A 21,986-nucleotide genomic window follows, 5' to 3' on the forward strand; every position below is an offset into this window, starting at 1 on the left:
CTTAATGGAAAATTTTCTGCCGAATCGTCAACAAACGTTAATTTAAGATACCATGCTGTTTAAAATATGACTGATTAGCTATAAAAACATGCTCTCTTACACAGAATCAATGTGTTCGCTCTTTTATTGTTAGGTTAAACTCAAGTAATATGCATCGAAAGTCGAGCGCCATCCCGGCGCATGGCGAGCCAAAATCATAGTGGAGAAACAAGCTTGATTAGTGTTTTCCTTGTAGATGATCACGAGCTGGTTCGCACAGGGATACGCCGTCTTCTTGAAGACGAGCGTGGTGTTAAAGTGGTAGGGGAAGCCGAAAGCGGTGAGGAAGCAGTCAAGTGGTGTCGCAGCAATCATGCGGACATTATCTTGATGGATATGAATATGCCTGGAATTGGTGGTTTGGAAGCGACACGAAAGCTCCTACGATACAACCCAGACGCTAAGATTATTGTTCTGACAATTCATACGGAGAACCCATTTCCAACTAAAGTTATGCAAGCTGGGGCTGCTGGTTACCTAACCAAAGGTGCGGGTGCGAGTGAAATGGTTAACGCAATTCGTGCGGTGAATAGCGGGCAACGCTATATTTCACCAGAGATTGCACAGCAAATGGCGTTGAGTCAGTTTTCTCCTGCACAGGAGAACCCTTTTAAAAACCTTTCTGAGCGTGAGCTCCAAATCATGATGATGATTACGAAAGGCCAGAAAGTGACTGACATTTCAGAGCAGCTCAATCTGAGCCCGAAGACAGTCAACAGCTATCGCTACCGTCTTTTTAGTAAGTTAGGTATCAATGGTGACGTTGAACTGACCCATCTTGCGATTCGTCATGGTATGCTAGACACAGAAACGCTTTAATAACTTCTGTTTGCTGTGTTTGATGCCAAAAATTTCCTAAAAACAGTCTCTGACAAACCCGGCGTCTATCGAATGATGGATGCTTCGGGTGAGATCATTTACGTCGGTAAAGCCAAATCTCTCAAGAAGCGGCTTTCCAGCTATTTCCGTTCCAATGTGTCTGGAGAGAAAACCCGTGCATTGGTGAAAAATATCGCCAATGTCGAAGTCACGATCACGCACAGTGAAACGGAAGCGTTGATCCTCGAGCACAATCTTATCAAGCAGCATTTACCGCGTTATAACGTGCTACTGCGAGATGACAAGTCTTATCCGTACATCTTCCTCTCTGCGAGCAAACATCCGAGAATTGCCGTACATCGTGGTGCGAAAAAACGTAAAGGTGAGTATTTTGGTCCGTTTCCTGACGCGGGCGCGGTACGCCAAAGTTTGTATTTACTGCAGAAAATTTTCCCGATCCGCCAGTGCGAAGATTCCGTTTACGCCAACCGTACCCGTCCATGTTTGATGTACCAAATTAAGCGCTGTGCAGGCCCTTGTGTTAAAGGCATTATTGCGGATGAAGATTATGATGAGCTGGTTAACTTCACCCGCTTGTTCCTGCAAGGCAAAGACCGTCAGGTTATCGCTTCGCTGGTGGAGAAAATGGAAGGTGCGAGTCAGTCGCTACAGTTTGAGAAAGCGGCAGAATATCGCGACCAAATACAGGCTCTTCGCCGTGTTCAGGAACAACAGTTTGTTTCGCAAGACAGCGATGACGATCTGGATGCTATCGGGGTTTCAATAGAAAATGGCGTGGCATGCATCCATGTACTTTTCCTTCGTCAGGGTAAGGTGCTGGGGAGCCGCAGTTACTTCCCGAAAATGCCGGTTGATACCGATGTGAATGAGCTGGTATCGAGCTTTATCGGGCAGTTTTACGTGAAGCAAGCTGAGGGAAACACCATTCCAACCAGCATTCTGATTGGCCAGGATTTGGGTGATGAGTTGGCCGATCTGGCTACCGCTCTGTCAGACATTGCCGGTCGTAAAGTGAACTTGCAGTGCAAGCCTCGCGGCGCACGTGCACGTTTCCTCAAACTCGCACAAACTAACGCTGCAACAGCACTCACCAGCAAAATTAATCACAAAATGACCATTCATAACCGGTTTAGTGTGCTGTCAGAAGCACTTGAACTTGAATCGGTTAAGCGTATGGAATGTTTTGATATCAGCCACACCATGGGTGAGCAAACCGTCGCGTCGTGTGTGGTGTTCAACCAAGATGGCCCAGTGAAACTGGAATACCGTCGTTACAATATCACGGGCATTACCGGAGGTGACGACTATGCGGCAATGGCACAAGTGTTGGAGCGCCGCTATAGCAAGCAAGTTGATCCGGACAAGATCCCAGACATTATTTTGATTGATGGTGGCAAAGGGCAACTGAACCGCGCCTGGGAAGTCGTCAAGCCACTTCTGGCTGATTGGCCGAAACATCCCCTGATGCTGGGTGTGGCAAAAGGCACCACACGACGCCCGGGTTTGGAGACTTTAATCAAAGTGACGGGCGAAGAGTTTTCTATGCCGTCTGATTCACCGGCGCTTCACCTTATTCAACACATCCGCGATGAGAGCCATAACCACGCGATTTCCGGTCACAGAGCGAAACGTGCTAAAGCACGAAAAAGTAGTGTGTTGCAGGAAATCGAGGGCGTAGGGCCAAAGCGTCGTCAGGCTTTGCTGAAATACATGGGTGGAATCCAGGAACTTAAGCGGGCATCTGTTGAAGAAATCGCCAAAGTACCGGGCATAAGCCGTGTTTTGGCCGAGAAAATTCATTCATCATTGCAACAGCAATGACTTTCAAGCAACATAAGCCGTCACTCACAAAGTATTATAAGTATGCGACTGAATATCCCCATTATCCTGACCCTTATACGTATCGCATTAATCCCTGTTTTTGTTATCGCGTTTTACCTACCTTATGAATGGTCAGCTTTCGCTGCTGCTCTGATTTTTGTTATCGCTGGGGCGACTGACTGGTTGGACGGATATCTCGCACGAACTCTGGGCCAAACCACGCTCTTTGGTGCTTTCCTAGATCCTGTTGCTGATAAAGTGATGGTTGCGATTGCCCTCGTACTTATTGTCGAGCACTACAATTCGATATGGGTGACGATTCCAGCGGCAACTATGATTGCCCGTGAAGTGATCATTTCTGCCTTACGTGAGTGGATGGCGGAACTGGGTAAGCGTGCGAGCGTGGCAGTCTCTTGGGTGGGTAAATTCAAAACTGCTGCGCAAATGTTTGCTCTAACCATGTTACTTTGGCGTGACAGCGAGTGGATTATTTATGTGGGTTATACAGCGCTTTATATTGCTACCGCGCTGACTTACTGGTCTATGTACCAGTATCTGCTGGCTGCAAAAGATGATTTGTTGAACGCCGATAACTAAACCCGAATCCAATGAAAAGGCCGCAAACGCGGCCTTTTTTGTTTCTGTTGTCTTTATAAAAAGCGGCGCTCAAGGCCGTTGTTCCCATGAATACGCTAGCTGACTTTCGGGAAAACCATCACAAAGGCAGCACCTTCCAGTTCGGAGCCAATAACACGGATTGAGCCGCCATAACTTTCGACGATTTCGTCACATACCGCCAATCCGATGCCAGTGCCCGGGTTAAGTTGGTCAGCCCGCACCCCGCGTTGGAAAATAGACTCCCGCAAAGACTCTTCTACGCCCAATCCATCGTCTTCGATGGTCAGCACATAATGATCTGTGGTCTCGCTGCTTGAGATTCGCACCTCGCTGATACAAAAACGGAATGCGTTTTCCAGAAGGTTGCCGAGTACCTCGGTTAAATCCGCCTTGTTGAGCGGCAGAGAAGGCAATGCTTCCAAACGGGTTGTAATATTTACTGGCTTATCACTGTAGACCTTGGCGAACATCCCCGTGAGACTGTCTAACACAGGTTTGAGCTCGGTTTTTTCGCGAACCAGACCTCGTTGACCCACCAAAGCGCGTTTCAGTTGATACTGCACCATGTCATCCATTTGGCTGACTTGCTCAATGATGCGTTTGCTCATGGCTTTGCGGCTTAACGTGTTGTCGTCCAATAGCGCATTGGTAGCGGCAAGGCGGCTTTTGAGACTATGAGCGAGATCATCCATCGCATGACGATAGCGTTGAGTTTGCTCTTTTCTGAGGGTGATCATCCGGTTCAGCGCGTCCGTGACATCTCCCAATTCTTTAGGGTAATCCGAATCCAGTTTTTCTCGGCGGGATTCCGCAATTTCATTCAATTCCCCCGCGAGTTTTCTTAGCGGACTGAAGCTCCAGTATGACGCGGCATAAAGTAAACCTGTGGCAATCGAAAACAATAGCCCCATGTAAAACCAAGTCTTACGTCTTATCTGAGACAAACTTTCCAGTTGGGCACTGACTTCACGAAGTACGAAGAATGCTTCTTCTGTCGAGTAAGTCGCTTCAGAGATAACGTGGACGACATACGGCAGTTCGTTGTAGTAGATAAGGTCTGGGCCAGAGAGAGAGTAGGGAATATGGCGGCAAACATTTTTCATGCCGTTATCGCGTGCGCCGTAAGACATCCAGGAAGCATTGCCGTCACGTTCACAGATAAACGCCAGATAGTTGGTTTGCTTGGAGGTAGGAGTGGGAATGGGTTGATCGCGATGTGGGGCATTCTCACCGAGTTGTAGCATGTTGTCTTGTCTCAGCTCGCCGATGATATGTGGGACTTCTGTCACCAAGTCGGCAGAATACATGGCAATGTAGCTTTTGACATAAATTTGGTTAATCACCACACCAAGCCCTAACGAGAAGGCAAGGATGATGGCAATGGACGTGACCATCACCCTTTTGTGGATTTCGGGCATCATGTTCCGCGTCATATCAGGTCACCTGAAGTTCAAAAATGTAGCCCTGTCCGCGTACGGTAGAAATCGGATTATCTTGCCCGGACTGAGTGAGCTTTTTGCGAAGGCGGCTCATCATGACTTCAATGGTATTCGGGTCACCTTCCTGATCTTGATAAAGCACATCCAGCAGTCGTTGCTTGGAAACCACCTGACGGTTGTGGCGCACTATGTATTCCAGTAAATCGTACTCAAAGGCGGTGAGATCAACAGGAGCATCATCAACGGTGACTTTCTTCGCCAGCAAATCCATGGTGATTTTATCGGCTTTGATTTCTGGCTTCACAAACCCGGCGCTGCGACGAACTAATGCATTAAGACGGGCGACCAGCTCTTCTTTCTGAAACGGTTTTACCAGATAGTCATCCGCACCGGCATCTAATCCAGACACTTTGTCTTGCCAATTCGCGCGGCCAGTCAGAATGAGGATGGGCATACGGATTTCGGCGCGGCGAATATCGCGGATAAGGCTAAGGCCGTCTCGATCAGGCAGGCCGAGGTCAACAATAGCAATGTCGTTGGGATAATCTTTGGCAACGAAAAGGCCTTCAGATGCGGTTTTGGCGCAGTGCACCTGATTACCTAGTTCAGACAGTTCAGTTTTTAGATGATGGCTCAATAGAGGATCGTCTTCGACGATAAGAATGCGCATAAACCGTTACCTTTACTTTGTTTTCCGAATACCAGCTTAATGATGATAACGCGCAAAACGTTGCGCTGATGCAAACAACCCGCGGGTTTGTTCCCAACCCCTAGAGTAAGAAAAACTGAGTATTAGATGATTCAGCAAACAGTGTAACGTCTGTTCGCTGAATCATTGCTGACTGCTTTGCCGGATATGCGACGAGACAGGGATGATTGGGGCTACGAGCCCCTAAGATCATCCGCCCCTATGTCAGAATGACGAGAAGGGTGCCAGCAAACGTCAGTAAAACGTTGGCGATAGCATAGGTACCTGCATAGCCCAAGGCGGGAATGGTACTGCGTGCGTGTTGGTTGATCATGTCCATGGCTGGCGCACAAGTTCGCGCACCAATAATAGCGCCAAACAGTAGTGCTCTGTTCATGTTCAGGATGTACGCACCAACCAGATACGCCAGTATCACTGGCACCACGCTTACCGCCAATGCGCCAAACATGATGGTGAACCCCATAAGCTGCAGGTATTCAACCAAATTGCCACCTGCGCTCAGACCAACACCGACCATAAAGGTCATCAGCCCTAGCTCTTTCAACATGTTGATAGCACCTTGAGGAACATAACCGAAGGTCGGGTGATTCGCACGCAGGAAGCCCAGTAAAATCCCAGCTATCAAGAGCCCCGATGCATTACCCAAGCCCAGTGTCATTTGGCCAAAAGTCATGGTGATCAAGCCGAAGATCAGGCCAAAGATAAAGAAAGAGCAGAATGCCAACATATCTGAAACCTGGCTGTGAATTGAGATAAAACCGATTCGCTCTGCCAGCCCCATGACTCGACGTTTTTCGCCACTTACCTGGAGTACATCTCCTTTAGACAGCAGGATATTGTGATCCATTGGCATTTCAATCTGAGCACGAACGACACGGCTCAAGAAACAGCCGTACTCAGACAGATTCAAATCTGACAAACGCTTACCGATGATGGCATCGTTCTTTACCACGATTTCTTCTTCAACCACACGTAGGTCCAGCAGGTCACGATCGAATACCTCTTTCCCGTTTCGGAAAGAAGGGTCGAGGCGGGCGTGGCTGTCTGGGTAACCTACCAGTGCGATTTCATCGCCTTCCTGCAAAATGGCGTCACCATCTGGATTTGCAAGAATGCCGTTACGGCGGATACGTTCGATATAGCAACCCGTCTGGCGATAAATACCCAGTTCACGAAGGTTGCGACCATCCACCCAGTTAATCAGCTCTGGACCAACACGGTAAGCGCGGATAATGGGTAGATAAACCTTGCGCTGGGAAGAGTTGCCCAAGCCTCGCTCCATTGCAATCTTCTGCGCAGAATGTTCAAGGTTTTCCTTTTGCAGCTTAGGCATAAAGTTCGCAAGTACGATCAGGCTAACTAAACCCACCAGATATGCCAATGCATAGCCCACGCTCAGGTTATCAATCATCCCCGCTAGTTGATCTGGTGTGAAGCTACCAGCAAGTCCTGCATTAAGCGCATCCTTCGCCCCCACAAGAACTGGCGTTGCCGTCATGGCACCTGCCATCATGCCAGTTGCGATACTGCCATCTACGCCGAATTGATAACGCATTAGCAAGGTAATGCCAACGGATGCAGCCAGCACGATAAGTGCCAATAGTAGATAAGATTTACCGTCGCGGAAGAAGATACCAAAGAAATTTGGGCCAGCTTCGATACCTACACAGAAAATGAACAGCATAAAGCCAATGTTCAAGGCTTCTGGGCTGAATGAAAAGCCAGCATGTCCGAAAGACAGCGCCGTCACAAGAACACCAATAGAATTACCAAACTGGAAGCTGCCGATTCTGATTTTGCCAATGGTAAGGCCGATAGCCAAGACAACGAAAAGGAGGAGTATGTCGTTATTAACAAGCAGGTTGTAAACGTCTATGTTCACTGAACAGTAATCCGCGCATGGGTCAAAGGGAAATTCTGGGGCGCCATTATACGCATTTGCAATGAAATGTAATGGAAACTCGCATGAAAAATAGTATTAAATTTTGCCTGCTTTCCTAATGGAAAATATTAAAGCCTACATTGTTGTCAGCTATCTGTTTTTTAACGATAAAAGAGCCAGAAAGTTTGCCGGCTCTTTCAAGGAAATCTAAAAGAAATTACTGGTACAGACCCAGATTTTCTTTTGCGTAAGCTTCGAAGTCTGTGAAACCACCAACGTGCATTTGGTTGGCAAAGATTTGTGGCACGGTTTCAACTGGCTTACCTACGGTTTTCTCAAGATCCGCTTTGCTGATACCTTCGGCGTGAATATCTACATAACGGTAGTTGAAATCGTCACGTTCTTCTTTAAGTCTGTCAGCAAGATCCTTTGCACGAACACAAAATGGACAACCAGGTCGTCCAAAAATAACCACGAACATAATCATTTCCTTTCTTATTAATTTTGATTGGATGGTGCCTTGTGCAAGAGGGGCTGTCCCGCGGCTTCATCATCTGACTGGCGATAACTATGCCTTAAGCTCTTGGCAGTTAAAAGAAGGTTTTGTCTCTTAATTCAATCGAAATTATCTATCAATCGGAAAATGAACAGAGCGCGCATTTTTGAAAGGGTGTGATAACGGCTGCACATGTTTAAAACGAAGCAGTTTTAACCACAGAGTCTCTGCTTTGTATCAATTTTATATTCACTTAAGTGCGTAAATTGAGTGTTGAGTTTTTTCGGTTTGAGGATCTGCTTTTCGTTTCTGACCAGATCCAGGGAGGTGCCATGTTTCAGTTTATGACCGCAACGCGGATTATTTTTGGTGAAGGCGCGCTCAACAACTCCTTCTCTATCTTCAATAACTACGGATACAGCGCGCTTGTTGTGACAGGGCGTAATGACCAACGTGCCGATTCATTACTCGCTTATCTTTCCCAGCAAAATATTCGTTATCAACGCCTCGCTGTGCACGACGAACCCCTTATTGCCATGGTGGAAGAAATGGCCGCTGCCGGGCGTTTGTTCAAACCTGATATGGTGATAGCGATAGGCGGTGGCAGCGTGATGGATGTCGGCAAGGCGTTGTCAGCTCTTATCCCTAACCAGGGCAGTGTCTACGACTACGTGGAAGTCGTTGGGCGTGCATTACCACTCACTGCCAAGCCACTACCTTGTATTGCAATACCTACCACAGCCGGGACGGGTTCGGAAGTGACCCGCAATGCAGTGATGATTTCTGCCCAAGAGAATGTCAAAGCAGCAATTCGAAGTCCGGACCTTATTCCTGACGTCGCGATCATTGACCCCACGTTAACCTACGGCACTGAAAAATCGCTTTCGGCAAGATGCGGTATGGATGCATTTACACACCTAATGGAAGCCTACGTGTGCGGTGAGCCGAACCCGCTGACCGATATGATATGCGAGGAAGGTTTACGCCGTCTGGCACCAGCGATAATTCATGCCTGCGAAGATGACGACCCGAAAGCCCGCGCTGATATGGCATTCTCTTCCATGCTGGGTGGTATGGCGCAATCAAACACCAAATTGGGCGCAGCGCATGGCTTGGCAGCAGCACTGGGCGCAGTATTGGATGCGCCACATGGAGCAATCACGGCGCAACTTGCCCCATATGTCATGGCCGAAAATATTCTTGCAGCACGCGAAGCAGGGCGCATCAGCCTGCTAAACCGCTACCGCCAGTTGGCCTGCATTCTGACCGGGCGAATGAATGCCGAGCCAAGTGATGGCATTGTGTGGGTGCAGCGGATTCTGCGAAGGTTAGATCTTGAAACGCTTCCCCAGCTCGGTCTTTGCGACACCATGTTTGAAGAGGTCGCCGTGTCTGCACTGCGATCAAGTTCGATTAAAGGTAACCCGTTGCCATTGAGTGAAAGTCGGCTCATTCATATTCTTCAACAGGTTTGCCAATCTTCGAATCTTAAGGAAAGCTCAGATCCGGCTTAACCCAAAGACATAACGCAGCGGACACTTTAGGGTGTCCGCTTTGCAATTGGTTCTTGGCAGTTTGATAATGGTGTTATACCCAAACAACCTGAAGATGCAGGATTCAGCGAGATTGACTGACGTTGTGATCGCGGCGTTCCTTTGCCGGTGTAGTCACCTCCATCAAAAAGGAACAACAAAGAGCACGGCGTCAGTCAATCTCGCCCGAAGGGAGGCCCTCAATTCACCCACTTCTTCGTTAAATTCCACGGAAATAGAACCACTATTCTTCGTGGAATTTGCCTCAAATTGGAAGCATTGATGACCTCTGAATGCGAGCATCTTCAGGTCGTTTGGGTATATTCAGGAAGGCACAAAACAGGAAGCGACAATGACGCCAGCTATTGAAACCATTCTCTCTCACCGTTCGATAAGAAAGTTCACCGACCAGCCCATTACGGATGAGCAGCGCAATGCCATCATTGATAGTGCACGTGCTGCGTCTACTTCTAGCTTTATTCAATGCACCAGCATTGTTCGGGTTATCGACAAAGAGAAAAGGCAACTTCTGGCTGAATACGCTGGCAATCAGGCTTATGTTGCCGATGCTGCAGAGTTCTTTGTGTTCTGTGCTGATTTCAACCGCCATTTACAAATCAAGCCGGATGCGCAAGTAGGCTTTGCCGAACAAACTTTGATTGGTGCGGTAGACGGCGCATTGATGGCACAAAATGCCCTGATAGCGGCAGAATCTTTAGGCTTGGGTGGCGTGTATATCGGTGGACTTAGAAACAACCCTGACAAAGTTGCCAACCTCCTAAAATTGCCTGAGCAGGTGATTCCATTGTTCGGGCTTTGTCTTGGCTATCCAGCCCAAGATCCGGAAGTGAAACCACGCTTGCCATCAGAGTTGATCGTTCACACTGATGAGTATTCAGCAATGGATAAAGCTGTTTTGGAAAACTATGACAGTGAGGTGCGCGAGTATTACCGAACCCGCACTGGCGGCAACAAAGAGATGAGCTGGAGTGAGCAAATTTCCGGGACTCTCAGCAAAGAAGCGCGTCCGTTTTTGAAAGATTTCCTCGAGAGTAAAGGGTTCAGCACCAAGTAGTCTTTTCTAAGAAGGTGTCAGTGACCTTGATTTGGTCAGCAAGGCATCAGCCTATCGAAGTCTCATGATAAACCTATCTATCGCCCCAATCCTTGATTGCAAAGGGATTCGGGGCAATTGCCTTTCTATACTTCTACACGTTTTGTTACACCCATTGACTAATAAATCACCGCAGAAAAAACTTTTTTCGCGATAAATAAAAGTAGATGGTGATCACGCTCTCATTCCCTGATAGACTCCGCGCGCTTCTGTCATTCTCATCAAATTTGAAGAATGCCAAAAATAATTTATATCTTCGCAGTTTTGACTATTAATTCATTAATTTAGTTAATGAGTTACGCGGGGATATTGGGTTGGGTGGCGCAGTAGGGGGCTAATGCCGGCGACACCTTTTATTAGTGAATTTATTGAGTCGTAACATGAACAAACTGAACAAAGCTACGGGCGTACTAGCAGCCGGTTTCTTTATCAATATGTGTATCGGCATCCTGTACGCGTGGTCTGTATTCAAGCAGTCACTGGTAGAGCAGGGTTGGTCGAACGCAGATGCATCTATGCCTTACACCGTTGCAACCATCTGTTTTGCACTTTCTCTGCTGGTGGCGGGTAACCTGCAAGACCGTATGGGTCCACGTAAAGTTTTGATCCTGGGTACCATCATGGTGGGTATTGGCATGATCGTATCTAGTTTTGCTTCATCTCCTATGACTCTGCTGCTGAGCTTCGGCGTGATCACTGGCTGTGGTATCGGTTTCGGCTACGCGTGTCTGTCTCCAGCAGCAATGAAGTGGTTCCACCCATCTAAGAAGGGCATGGTTAACGGTCTGATCGCAGCAGGCTTCGGCCTGGCGGCGGTATACCTGGCACCACTGACTTCTATGCTGATTGAAGGTTACGGCGTTCAGCAAAGTTTTATGATCCTCGGTGTCGGTATTCTGGCCATCGCTGTACCACTGGCGTGCACCATTAACAACCCACCTGCGGACTACACGCCAGAAGCACCTGCTGGCTACGTAGCGAAAGCAGGCGCTGGCGACAGCAACATGGGTTGGCGTGAAATGGTTAAGACTCCACAGTTCTATTCACTGTGGTTGATGTACGCGCTGGCGTCTTCAGCAGGTCTGATGGTGATCGGTAACATCACTTCTATCGCGATCAACCAGTCTGACCTGACTCAAGTTGCGTTCCTGGTTGTTGTTCTGTCTATCTTCAACTCAGGCGGTCGTGTTGCTGCAGGTATCCTGTCTGACAAGATTGGCGGCCTGAAAACTCTGATGCTGGCGTTTATCATGCAAGGCATCAATATGATGATGTTCGCTACCTACAACACTGAGTTCACCCTGATGGTTGGTGCGGCTGTTGCAGGCGTAGGTTACGGTACACTGTTGGCAGTATTCCCATCTATCACTGCTGACTACTACGGCCTGAAAAACTACGGGGGTAACTACGGCGTGCTTTACACCGCATGGGGTGTGAGTGGTTTCATTGGTCCTGTTGTTGCTGCAACCGCAGTAGACATGACCGGCAACTACGTGATGGCATACACCATCTGTGCAGCAATGCTGGCTGTAGCAGTTGTTCTATCTTTCATTACGAAACCAGTGAAAGCAGAAGCAGCAAACGCTCAGAAAGTTGCAGCGTAATTGCTAGGGTCAGCAGCCCCTAACGACAAAATATTTCAAAGCCCGCTTCATGCGGGCTTTTTCATATCCAGAACTTTTAAATCTCTTCTTTTTTCCCTCTTTTTCGCGTTGGTCATCTCAGTGTTTGATATGAAAATCAGAGGTCTGACCTTTGAGCAGAGTTGATAATCTGTTCCATAGGTGAGATTTTCTGAGACATTCTAAAGTCGCAACTTTTTAAGGTTAATTGAACGCTGTTCTAAATCTGTATCAATAAGTGATTGATAATAAAACGCTGTTCAATAACGTTGATGAATAACTGGTCAGATTTATTGGTATATTTAGGTACCTTTGAATAGAAAACACTGTTTGATTGTTCGGTTTTCATTGGCTAGGTTGTGTTCACCACTCGAATACCAGGAGGGTATTAACATGCATTCAGTGGATTCAACCTGTATTAAAAACAGTGAGCGTGAACAGATAGCTAGGATTCAGGCGGGGCACCCGTTAGCCCGCAACTACTTCGACCAACTGGTCGCGAGCTACCTGTCACCATTACATCGTCGATGCATGGCATGGTTAGGTTGTCCTTATGACGCGGATGACGTGTTGCAAGAAACCTTAGTGCGGAGTTTCCGCTACATCCACGCCTATCGCGGCGAAGCTGCATTCAGAAGCTGGTTATATGCGATCGCAGACAATCAGTGCAGAAGCTATTTGAAGAAGCGTGCGACACACTCGCAACGTTTTGTCTCTGACGAGTTGCAAGAGGAAGTTGGTGTTGAAGAGAAGTGCCCAGTGACATCTGATCAGGGTATTTCAGACTCAGTGCAATCATTGGCGAAAACAGCACAGGAAATTCTGGTGCTGCGTTTCGAACATGACCTCTCGCTCGACGAAATCAGTAACGTGCTTGGCCTTGGCCTGAGTGCGACGAAAATGCGTCTTTACCGTGCAATCGATGCGGCAGAGAAGCATGTACTGAAGAACGAGGAGGCCATGCTTGCAACAGCTTGAAGTTCAAATAACAAATCGTGAATAAAAGAAAACCGCCAACTTGGGCGGTTTTCTTTTTTATGTCTTAAGGTCAGCAGACCCGAGGCACCATACGCGATTAGCAAATCACTTTGATTGCCAGACCACCTTGAGAGGTTTCACGGTACTTGGCATTCATGTCTTTACCGGTTTCCAGCATGGTTTCGATAACCTTGTCCAGAGAAACACGTGGCTCAGAAGAGCGGCGCAGCGCCATACGGGTAGAGTTTATGGCTTTCATAGCAGCAATACCGTTACGCTCGATACATGGAACCTGTACTTGCCCCGCAACAGGGTCACACGTCAGACCCAGGTTGTGCTCCATGCCGATTTCCGCAGCGATACATACCTGCTGTGGACTACCGCCCATCAGCTCAGCCAGACCTGCTGCAGCCATTGAACAGGCAACACCGACTTCACCCTGACAACCTACTTCCGCGCCAGAGATGGATGCATTTTGTTTGTATAGACCGCCAATCGCGCCAGAAACCGCAAAGTAGCGGGTGTATTCACGTGGGCTCACGGTTTGGATGAACTTGTCATAGTAGGCCAGAACCGCTGGGATGATGCCACACGCGCCATTAGTCGGTGCGGTTACAACACGTCCGCCAGCTGCGTTTTCTTCGTTAACGGCAAACGCGAACATGTTTACCCAGTCAACCACTGCCATTGGGTCGTTTGAGAACTTCTCAGTGGACAGAAGCTGTTGGCGGAGCGCTGCCGCACGACGTGGAACACGCAGTGGACCAGGCAGTACACCTTCGTTGTTCATGCCGCGATCCAGACACTCACGCATGGTGCGCCAGACGTTACCGAAGTAGGTTTCGATTTCATCTTCCGTGTGCATCGCACGCATGTTTGCCATCACAACCGCACTGATTGACAGGCCAGTCTCTTTACAATGGTTCAGCAGTTCTTCCGCGCTGTTGAATTCATAAGGAACAGCGACTTTATTTTCGTCTTCTTTGCCGAAGTTCTCTTCATCAACAATGAAACCACCGCCGATAGAATAGTAAGTCTTGGCGTAGGCTTTCTCTTCACCAGACCAAGCAGTAATGGTCATGCCGTTCTCGTGCAGAGGCAGGTTAGTGGTGTGGAAGTTCATACCACCTTCACGCGGGAAGTCGACAGTGTGAAGCTGGATACCTACTGGTAGACGTTCAGTTTCTTCAACACGCGCGATGAAGCCAGGAATGCTGTCGATATCAACATTCTCTGGAGAGTTACCCGCCAGACCCATGATGATAGCCACATCAGTGTGGTGACCTTTACCGGTCAGAGACAGAGAACCATAGACATCCACGGTGATCTTGGTGATGTCCTGCAGTTTCTCCATGCGGGTCAGATCGTCGATGAATGATTTACCGGCTTTCATAGGGCCAACAGTGTGGGAGCTGGAAGGACCTACGCCGATTTTGTAGATATCAAAAACGCTGATCATGTGTCATACCTCAGTCAATGCCCGTGGTTTACGTGGACGGGCATTTGGATTAATTCGTTTATATCCATCCGTGGAGGTGACATATTGCTGAGCCGATATACCCTAGGTTTTGTTGACCTTAAATGTTAGGTATTTACCTTTCCATGGCTCAGTGAAAAAAGCAAAAAAGAGCAAGGAATTGAAGCATCCTTGCTCTTTTGGGGCTGTGCATTCTACACGATTTATTAGGCGATGAAACCGTACATAATCGCTGAAATCGCTACCATACCCATGAAAGTGACGAAGATGTTGCTCGCCTTACCGCCGTACTTCTGCATAGACGGTACTTTCTTGATGGCGTACATCGGCATGATGAACAGAATGGTCGCGATGATAGGGCCACCCAGTGATTCAATCATACCCAGAATGCTTGGGTTGATGGTTGCAACAATCCAGCTGGTGATGATAACGAATGCCACGGTGAACATATCGATTTTCTTCATGTTCACTTGCTTACCGCGAGAGCGCAGTTGCTTGATGATGATACCGTTCAGACCTTCACGTGCACCCATGTAGTGACCGAAGAAAGAAGACACGATAGCAACGAAGGCAACAACTGGACCCAGGTAAGAGATGAATGGGCTTTCGTGTTTGTTCGCCAGGTAAGACAGAACCGCCAGGTTTTGCGCTTTTGCTTCTGCCAGATCAGCAGGCGTCAGGCTCAGAACGCAAGAGAACACGAACAGCATAACGAAACCAAGCAGCATGCCCGAGGTGCGGAACAGGATTTGGTTTGATTTACGCTCAGCGTTGTCACCGTAGTCGCGGGTCTGTGCCATAGAGAACGCAGAGATCGCAGGGCTGTGGTTGAACGCGAAAACCAGAACTGGGATAGAGATCCACAGGGTTGTCATGAAATCACCCGCTGTAGGAATTTGCTGCAGTGCAGACATGTTCCAATCAGGGATCAGGTAGATAGACATGAACAGCAGGATCGCTACCAGAGGGTAAACCAGGAACTGAGTCACTTTCAGCATCAGTTTCTCACCCGCCAGCATGACTGACATCATACCCATGATAAGGATGATAGACAGAACAGCGCGTGGCAGAGATTCCATGCCAAGTTGGTTAACCATGAAAGAGTCAACAGTGTTGGTGATACCAACGCCGTAAATCAAAACGATTGGGTAAATCGCGAAAAAGTAGAGCAGCGTAATGAGTTTACCCGCAGTCGCGCCGAAGTGCTCCTCAACGACTTCGGTGATATCGCTACCTGGCTTCTTAGAAGACAGAACGAAACGTGCAAGGCCGCGGTGAGCCAGATAAGTCATAGGACCAACCAAGATCGCCAAGGCAACCAGAGGCCAAAAACCGTTTAGGCCAGCGTTAATCGGAAGGAACAAAATACCTGCACCTACTGCTGTACCAAACAGAGATAGCATCCAGGTGGTATCTTGAGCAGACCACTTCATTTTGTCTGCGCTCGAAGTCGTGTTTGACTGAGTTTGCATTGTTTAATCACCAAAAATATACGGAACAGGTCGGGAACTGATGCGTATTGTTTACATTTTTTCACTGCAAACCGTGATGAAGATCATTTTTGTGGCAACAATATTTCGTGCGACGAATTTATTTGATCTCACTACATTCACATTTTTTATGGTTTAAAAACGTTGTTTAAAGACCTTAAAATAGTTGATGTATTAAAAATTAGTTGAGGGAAAGTTGCTGGCTGAGGGCATGAAGTATCTGAGCCGTAACACCCCAGATAAGGCGGTTTTCATAGCTCATGGCGTAGATGTGATAAGTGTTACCACGAACATGGAAAGGTTGTTTGGTGATGGCGTCGCGTCTCAAAAATTGAGCGAGTGGCACTTCAAAAAGGCTGTGAACCTCATTGGCATCCAGTACGGGTGTGTAGTCGGCATCCACAAAAGCGATAACAGGCGTAACAAGATAGCCGCTGACGGTCGGAAGAGGCGCTAAACAGCCAAGAAGATGCGCTCTGTCAGTGGTGACACCAATTTCTTCTTCCATCTCACGGATTGCCGTTTCGACGATATCAGTATCTGACTCTTCCGCTTTACCGCCGGGGAAGCTAATTTGGCCTGGATGATGTTTCAAATGCGTTGCGCGTTTGGTCAACAAGACATGCAGTTCGCCATCACGTTCTGCAAGGGCAATCATCACAGCAGCGGGACGAAGATCTGTTGATCCTTCCCGACGCATGGCATCGGTCGCACGTTGAATCACGCGCTTGTCGTAATGGTAACTGGGGCTTAGGCTAAAACGTTGTACTAACCAATGGCGGGAGAGGGGACGCATCGGGCTTTGGCGAGTCTGATGCGCCAGAATTGCCGGTTGCTGTAGCGAGGTGTTATCCATCCATGGTGTTTTTAACATGCGTCCTACCTACTTCTGAATGCGCGGTACCGCCTGTTATGAAGACAGCACAGGAAGAATCCGACTGAGCTTGTCGAGTGTTTCCTGATACTCCGATGCCGCCTCACTGTCTGCGACCACGCCGCCGCCAGCCCAGGCATAAATGTGCTGCTGATGACAGACCAGCGTACGAATCGTAATGCTGGTGTCCATGGTGCCACAACGACTCAAGTAGCCAATGCTGCCACAGTAAATGCTGCGTCGATGAGGCTCCAGTTCCTCGATGATTTCCATCGCGCGTACTTTAGGCGCGCCGGTTATGGAACCACCGGGGAAACAGGCCCGGAGCAAATCTTCACCGTGCTTATCATCAGAAAGCGTTCCCGTTACGGTACTGACCATGTGATGGACGGCTGGAAATGTCTCAATATCAAAAAGTTTAGGTACATTTACCGAACCTGGCGAGGCGACTCGGCCAATATCATTGCGAAGAAGGTCAACAATCATCAGGTTTTCGGCGCGATCTTTCTGTGCGTTCTTCAGGCAATGGATGTTTGCCGCATCCACTGCCGCGTCGTGGTGACGAGGGCGGGTGCCTTTAATCGGCTTGGTTTCAATCTCTCTGCCGTGCAGTTGCAAGAAGCGCTCTGGAGAGACGGAAAGAATGGCAGAATCTTCCAAACGAATGAAGCCGGAGAAGGGTGCGCCATTGGTTTTCGCCAGCTTTTGGTAAGCTTCCCACTCGCTACCCTGATAAGGCGCTTCAAAGCGTTGGGCAAGATTGATTTGGTAACAATCACCCGACTTGAGATACGCCTGCACTCGGTCGAACTTCTCTTCATAGGTTTCCGGCGTCATGTTCGCCTGCCATTCACCCTTCAATGAGAATGCTGACGCTTCAGCTGTCTGATGACCTTCCAGCCATGCCAGTCTGTTTTCACCTTCAGGTTGGATCAGCACCAGCTTTTTCTCTTTATGGTCTGCAATCACTGCCCAGTCATAAATACCCACAGCCATATCTGGAATGTCGATATCACGGGTCGCCAGCTCAGGCAAAGTTTCTACCTGACGGCCAAGGTCATAAGCGAAATAACCCAAAGCTCCGCCAAGGAATGGCCAAGGTGCGATAGGCTCAGTGCGAGGTAAAAGGGAAAGCTGAAGTGCGTGCAACTCCTCGAACGGATCCGTCTCGCTGGATGCAGTGCGACCGTCACGATACCAAATGCGGTTGATGCCGTTTTCACTGCAAAGCGTCGCGATGGGGTCGGCCACAAGAATATCAAAGCGGTTATCCGGATGTTTTTCCGCTGCAGACTGCAGCAGCATTGCCCAAGGTTGGGATTCAATACGGGAAAAAAGCGACGTGAGTGCTGATGGCGAGTACTCAAGAAACTGCAGAGTGATAGGCATTCGTCTCGATTCGGTCATTTTCGTGTTTTTGTGATCGGCATTGAAGCGTCGGTTGGCGCTAAATCGGCCGTAAGAGTATCATAATCGTGGCTTTTAAAGCTAAGTTTGGAAAGTGAAAAATCAAGCGGCGAAAAGTCATTCGCCCAATCAAGGACGCGAGAGGGTCGCTTCTCTGGCAAAGCTGCCGAATAAGAGAAAGCGGCCTACTATTTTGTAATACCTATTCGTAATACAAAGCTCGACTGGAAGCACTGTTTAGCCCGCATTGATAAGTGAGCGAACAGCGCCAAGGAATCATAAAAATTAAAGAGGCAACTATGACTGTCATTCGTAAGGAAGATGTCATCGACAGTGTCGCTGACGCCCTACAGTACATCTCCTATTATCACCCTATCGATTTTGTTCAAGCCCTCGAAAAGGCGTACGAAAAAGAGCAAAGCCAAGCGGCTAAAGACGCCATCGCCCAAATTCTGATCAACTCCCGCATGTCGGCAGAAGGCAAACGCCCAATCTGTCAGGATACTGGCATTGTCACCTGCTTCGTGAATATCGGCATGGATGTTCAGTGGGAAAGCGACCTCACCGTACAACAAATGGTCGATGAAGGCGTACGCCGCGCATACAACAACCCAGACAACCCACTACGCGCCTCAGTGGTTGCAGACCCAGCGGGTGCCCGTAAGAACACCAAAGACAACACCCCAGCGGTAGTTCACATCAACATGGTGCCGGGCGACAAAGTGGAAATTCAAATCGCGGCGAAAGGCGGCGGTTCTGAAAACAAAACCAAGATGGTAATGCTCAACCCATCTGACGATGTGGCAGCGTGGGTTGAGAAAACCCTGCCAACCATGGGCGCAGGCTGGTGTCCACCGGGTATGCTGGGCATTGGTATCGGCGGTACGGCAGAAAAAGCGGCCGTGCTGGCAAAAGAATCCCTGATGGAACACATCGACATTCAAGAGCTGATTGACCGTGGCCCAGAAAACGCAGAAGAAGAACTTCGCCTTGATATCTTCAACCGCGTGAACAAACTGGGTATCGGTGCTCAAGGCCTTGGCGGCTTAACCACGGTTGTTGATGTGAAAATCAAAACCGCGCCAACGCATGCAGCGTCTAAGCCTGTTTGTTTGATCCCTAACTGTGCCGCGACTCGCCACGTTCATTTCACCCTTGATGGTTCAGGCCCAGCTGATCTTCAGCCGCCAAAACTCGAAGAGTGGCCAGAAGTCACCTGGGAAGTGGGCGAAAACGTTCGCCGTGCAAACCTGGATGAAGTGACTAAAGAAGACATCCAAGAGTGGAAGACAGGTGAAACGGTTCTGCTTTCAGGCAAAATCCTGACCGGTCGCGATGCCGCACACAAACGTATTCAGGAAATGCTGAACAGCGGTCAAGGTCTGCCAGACGGCGTGGACTTCAACGGACGCTTTATCTACTACGTAGGCCCTGTTGATGCAGTGGGTGACGAAGCTGTTGGCCCTGCAGGCCCAACCACTTCAACCCGTATGGATAAGTTCACTGACATGATGCTCAGCGAAACCGGTCTTATCGGCATGATTGGTAAAGCAGAGCGTGGCCCTGCGACGGTTGAATCCATCAAAGAACATAAAGCGGTATACCTGATGGCCGTTGGCGGTGCAGCTTACCTTGTTGCAAAAGCCATCAAGAAAGCGCGCGTTGTAGCGTTTGAAGATTTGGGTATGGAAGCGATTTACGAATTTGACGTCGTTGATATGCCTGTGACTGTTGCCGTCGATTCGCGCGGTGACAACGCCCACCAAATCGGCCCAGACACCTGGAAGGTTAAAATCGCCGAAATGGAAGGCTAAGCCCACAAACGGCATCAGCTTGAAAACCAACAAAACCGCGGCCTAGACCGCGGTTTTTGTTTGCCGATTGCTTGAGGTTGATCGTAGAAGTATTGCCACAATTTCTATTGGCGTGCCCAGTTTATTAGTATTTCAATCAATACGATTGCTGGGCTGCACGCTCAGGGGCGGTAGCGTGGCTAAATGGAAGAGAGGGGACTCTTCACTCCGTTGGCTCCATTCTGAAGAATATGTGTATAAATTGTAGCCCGCCGCGAAAACTGAAAAATGAAACCGCTTATTTTGGAAAGTGTCTGGTATCCCATTTTAAGCGGTTTCTTTGTGCAGTGTGAGAGGTTCTGTGGACACTGCTTAAACGGTCTGTTGCCCGACTTTAAACGCTAACACCGCTTCAAAGCTTTCCAGTTTATCCACTTCCTGCTTCATCTTTCGTTGTTTGTCATGGAGAGTGAACCCTTGCAGGTTTATTGCTGCTTTCACCTGCTTTAGTTCTTCTATGCTCATCCCATGGTGGTCTTGGTTATTGGCGTCAGTCCAATAAGGCGGCATCACTCCTGCAAGAATAGTGGAGTCTATTCTCATGCGGGCTTCGGGCCCAGCATCCCAGACGGTATCATTGGCGACGACGGTTGCTCTGACGTCGTTCTCAGTTTCAACCCTCCAGGCATTTATCTCTTTTCGTTTTGCTTTTTTTGCTCTGTCAGTGCTTGGTTGCCAGGTACCGTTTTTGTACTCATGAAAAGGCGTTGGTGGGGCAGTCAATGTCCATCCGTCTTTGATTGGGCCCAGCTCTTCAACTAATTCGACCTGTAAACATTCTGCTTTGTTGAAGATCTCCTTACCCCTATGGTCTTCGACTTCCTCCCATTTTCCCTGAACCAATCTGACGGCATAGTTCTCTCTGGCTGCTGGTGGACGCTCCCAGGTGCATTCATTAGGAAGTGCAAAGTAGTCATCAGAAACGACATACTCACGGCCTGATTTATCCCAGTAAGACTGGCCAACTTTGATGTCAAAAACCTGCCATTTCTCACCATCATGAAGGACTGCCTGGGTATTCGGATCATGGTCTGGTGGCGGGGTAACCAGCATAGCTTCTGGCACCGCGCTATCAGGGGAGGCTAGACGATACTCCCGTCCTTCAATGGAATAGTAAGGGGTGGCGGTTCTATTTATTATTTCTTCCGACCAGGTTTGAGTTTCTCGATCAAAGCGCGAAGTCAGCCCTTCTGCCGTTGGTGTATAGAGCGTTTCAGTATAGTCAGCGCCGAGAGCTGTTCCCTTGGCGACGTGTTGTTTTTCATTGCCTAACCACCATCCGTCGGGCGATAAGTGGGAAACGTCTACAACAACCGAAGTCTGTTTGATTTCATTCATTAGGCAAGCCTTACGATCCAGTTACATTTGAGATGGTCGATGGTGTTTTTTGATGCACCAAAGGTGGCAATAGTGACACTGTGACCATGCGTTCCTATAGCGACAGAGTGATTGTGATTGCCTGTTGTATTGCCATAGAGGACGTTGCCATGGCTACCGCCAGCGGCATCAGCGTTGTGATAGCTACTTGTGTAGCCGCCTTGATAGCCCCCTCGTGTGTAGTGCCTGTGATTACCGTTGGTTGAGGTGTATTTTGTGCCCAAATTGGTGCTGCTGACGGTTGAGCCAGCATGGCCATGGGATTTCACTTGCCCTTCAGCAAATGAGGCTACAATCTCACCGTCTTCTTTCCCTATTAAGCCACGGCCCCTCATGTCGGGAAGCGTCCCATCTGGGTAAATAGCGGCTGTCTGTGGGTATAGGTCAGTATCAAATGCCTGGCCTTTCATGATGGCCC

General features: G+C 48.7%; 18 protein-coding genes. 8 read left to right on the forward strand and 10 right to left on the reverse strand.

The genetic code is table 11. The annotated features are described in order from the left end of the window. Nucleotides 1-213 precede the first annotated feature (213 nt). Genes uvrY through pgsA form a run of 3 tightly spaced genes read left to right on the forward strand, consistent with a single transcriptional unit; the run spans nucleotide 214 to nucleotide 3,297 of the window. Nucleotides 214-858, forward strand: coding sequence for a UvrY/SirA/GacA family response regulator transcription factor (gene uvrY / locus GMA8713_RS17440; RefSeq protein ID WP_062663114.1), 645 nt, complete (start codon nucleotides 214-216; stop codon nucleotides 856-858). Nucleotides 859-873: 15 nt separating this feature from the next. Next, on the forward strand, nucleotides 874-2,700 hold the full coding sequence (uvrC, locus tag GMA8713_RS17445; protein WP_084387769.1) for an excinuclease ABC subunit UvrC: 1,827 nt from the start codon (nucleotides 874-876) through the stop codon (nucleotides 2,698-2,700). Nucleotides 2,701-2,742: 42 nt separating this feature from the next. Then, the gene (gene pgsA / locus GMA8713_RS17450; protein ID WP_062712702.1) at nucleotides 2,743-3,297 is read left to right on the forward strand and encodes a CDP-diacylglycerol--glycerol-3-phosphate 3-phosphatidyltransferase; all 555 of its coding nucleotides are present in this window, start codon (nucleotides 2,743-2,745) and stop codon (nucleotides 3,295-3,297) included. A gap of 95 nt (nucleotides 3,298-3,392) precedes the next feature. Here pgsA and GMA8713_RS17455 read toward each other — a convergent pair whose 3' ends face one another. The 4 genes from GMA8713_RS17455 to GMA8713_RS17470 all read right to left on the reverse strand — a co-directional run bounded on the left by GMA8713_RS17455 (nucleotide 3,393) and on the right by GMA8713_RS17470 (nucleotide 7,829). Further along, entirely contained in the window at nucleotides 3,393-4,751 is a 1,359-nt protein-coding gene (locus GMA8713_RS17455) for an ATP-binding protein (protein WP_062712704.1), read from the reverse strand. A gap of 1 nt (nucleotide 4,752) precedes the next feature. Next, nucleotides 4,753-5,427, reverse strand: a complete 675-nt coding sequence (locus GMA8713_RS17460; RefSeq protein WP_062712706.1) for a response regulator — start codon at nucleotides 5,425-5,427, stop codon at nucleotides 4,753-4,755. A 238-nt stretch (nucleotides 5,428-5,665) separates the two neighbouring features. Continuing rightward, on the reverse strand, nucleotides 5,666-7,348 hold the full coding sequence (locus GMA8713_RS17465) for an aspartate:alanine antiporter (protein ID WP_062712708.1): 1,683 nt from the start codon (nucleotides 7,346-7,348) through the stop codon (nucleotides 5,666-5,668). A gap of 217 nt (nucleotides 7,349-7,565) precedes the next feature. After that, nucleotides 7,566-7,829 carry a GrxA family glutaredoxin gene (locus tag GMA8713_RS17470; protein ID WP_062712710.1) on the reverse strand — a complete coding sequence of 88 codons (264 nt, stop codon included), beginning with the start codon at nucleotides 7,827-7,829 and terminating at the stop codon, nucleotides 7,566-7,568. Between the two features lie 347 nt (nucleotides 7,830-8,176). Here GMA8713_RS17470 and GMA8713_RS17475 point away from each other — a divergent pair, with 347 nt between their 5' ends. The 4 genes from GMA8713_RS17475 to GMA8713_RS17490 all read left to right on the forward strand — a co-directional run bounded on the left by GMA8713_RS17475 (nucleotide 8,177) and on the right by GMA8713_RS17490 (nucleotide 13,090). Then, nucleotides 8,177-9,358 (forward strand): iron-containing alcohol dehydrogenase, encoded by a 1,182-nt coding sequence (locus tag GMA8713_RS17475; RefSeq protein WP_062712712.1) that lies wholly within the window; start codon nucleotides 8,177-8,179, stop codon nucleotides 9,356-9,358. 370 nt (nucleotides 9,359-9,728) lie between these two features. Further along, a complete protein-coding gene (gene nfsA, locus GMA8713_RS17480; protein ID WP_062712714.1) occupies nucleotides 9,729-10,451 on the forward strand; it encodes an oxygen-insensitive NADPH nitroreductase in 723 nt (240 codons plus the stop codon). A 419-nt stretch (nucleotides 10,452-10,870) separates the two neighbouring features. Continuing rightward, nucleotides 10,871-12,094, forward strand: coding sequence for an L-lactate MFS transporter (locus GMA8713_RS17485; RefSeq protein WP_062712716.1), 1,224 nt, complete (start codon nucleotides 10,871-10,873; stop codon nucleotides 12,092-12,094). Between the two features lie 411 nt (nucleotides 12,095-12,505). Then, nucleotides 12,506-13,090: an RNA polymerase sigma factor gene (locus GMA8713_RS17490; protein WP_062712717.1), complete on the forward strand. Its 585-nt coding sequence runs from the start codon at nucleotides 12,506-12,508 to the stop codon at nucleotides 13,088-13,090. A 97-nt stretch (nucleotides 13,091-13,187) separates the two neighbouring features. Here the strand turns inward: GMA8713_RS17490 and GMA8713_RS17495 are convergent, their stop codons facing one another. The 4 genes from GMA8713_RS17495 to pabB all read right to left on the reverse strand — a co-directional run bounded on the left by GMA8713_RS17495 (nucleotide 13,188) and on the right by pabB (nucleotide 18,320). Next, nucleotides 13,188-14,549 (reverse strand): L-serine ammonia-lyase, encoded by a 1,362-nt coding sequence (locus GMA8713_RS17495; RefSeq protein ID WP_002541359.1) that lies wholly within the window; start codon nucleotides 14,547-14,549, stop codon nucleotides 13,188-13,190. Nucleotides 14,550-14,773: 224 nt separating this feature from the next. Continuing rightward, nucleotides 14,774-16,039 (reverse strand): serine/threonine transporter, encoded by a 1,266-nt coding sequence (locus tag GMA8713_RS17500; RefSeq protein ID WP_062712720.1) that lies wholly within the window; start codon nucleotides 16,037-16,039, stop codon nucleotides 14,774-14,776. Nucleotides 16,040-16,238: 199 nt separating this feature from the next. Continuing rightward, nucleotides 16,239-16,931 carry a CoA pyrophosphatase gene (locus tag GMA8713_RS17505; protein WP_062712722.1) on the reverse strand — a complete coding sequence of 231 codons (693 nt, stop codon included), beginning with the start codon at nucleotides 16,929-16,931 and terminating at the stop codon, nucleotides 16,239-16,241. Between the two features lie 36 nt (nucleotides 16,932-16,967). Beyond that, the gene (gene pabB, locus GMA8713_RS17510) at nucleotides 16,968-18,320 is read right to left on the reverse strand and encodes an aminodeoxychorismate synthase component I (protein WP_062712723.1); all 1,353 of its coding nucleotides are present in this window, start codon (nucleotides 18,318-18,320) and stop codon (nucleotides 16,968-16,970) included. A 317-nt stretch (nucleotides 18,321-18,637) separates the two neighbouring features. Between pabB and GMA8713_RS17515 the strand changes: the two genes are divergently transcribed. Beyond that, a complete protein-coding gene (locus GMA8713_RS17515) occupies nucleotides 18,638-20,152 on the forward strand; it encodes a fumarate hydratase (protein ID WP_062712726.1) in 1,515 nt (504 codons plus the stop codon). 351 nt (nucleotides 20,153-20,503) lie between these two features. On the opposite strand, the gene GMA8713_RS17520 is transcribed toward GMA8713_RS17515, so the two are convergent. Then, nucleotides 20,504-21,529 (reverse strand): DUF4376 domain-containing protein, encoded by a 1,026-nt coding sequence (locus tag GMA8713_RS17520; RefSeq protein WP_062712727.1) that lies wholly within the window; start codon nucleotides 21,527-21,529, stop codon nucleotides 20,504-20,506. Continuing rightward, nucleotides 21,529-21,986: tail fiber protein (locus GMA8713_RS27765; protein ID WP_198159533.1), on the reverse strand; the 458-nt coding region annotated here is incomplete at its 5' end. The genes GMA8713_RS17520 and GMA8713_RS27765, both read right to left, overlap by 1 nt.

This window comes from Grimontia marina, assembly GCF_900060185.1.
Taxonomy (GTDB): Bacteria; Pseudomonadota; Gammaproteobacteria; order Enterobacterales; family Vibrionaceae; genus Enterovibrio; species Enterovibrio marinus.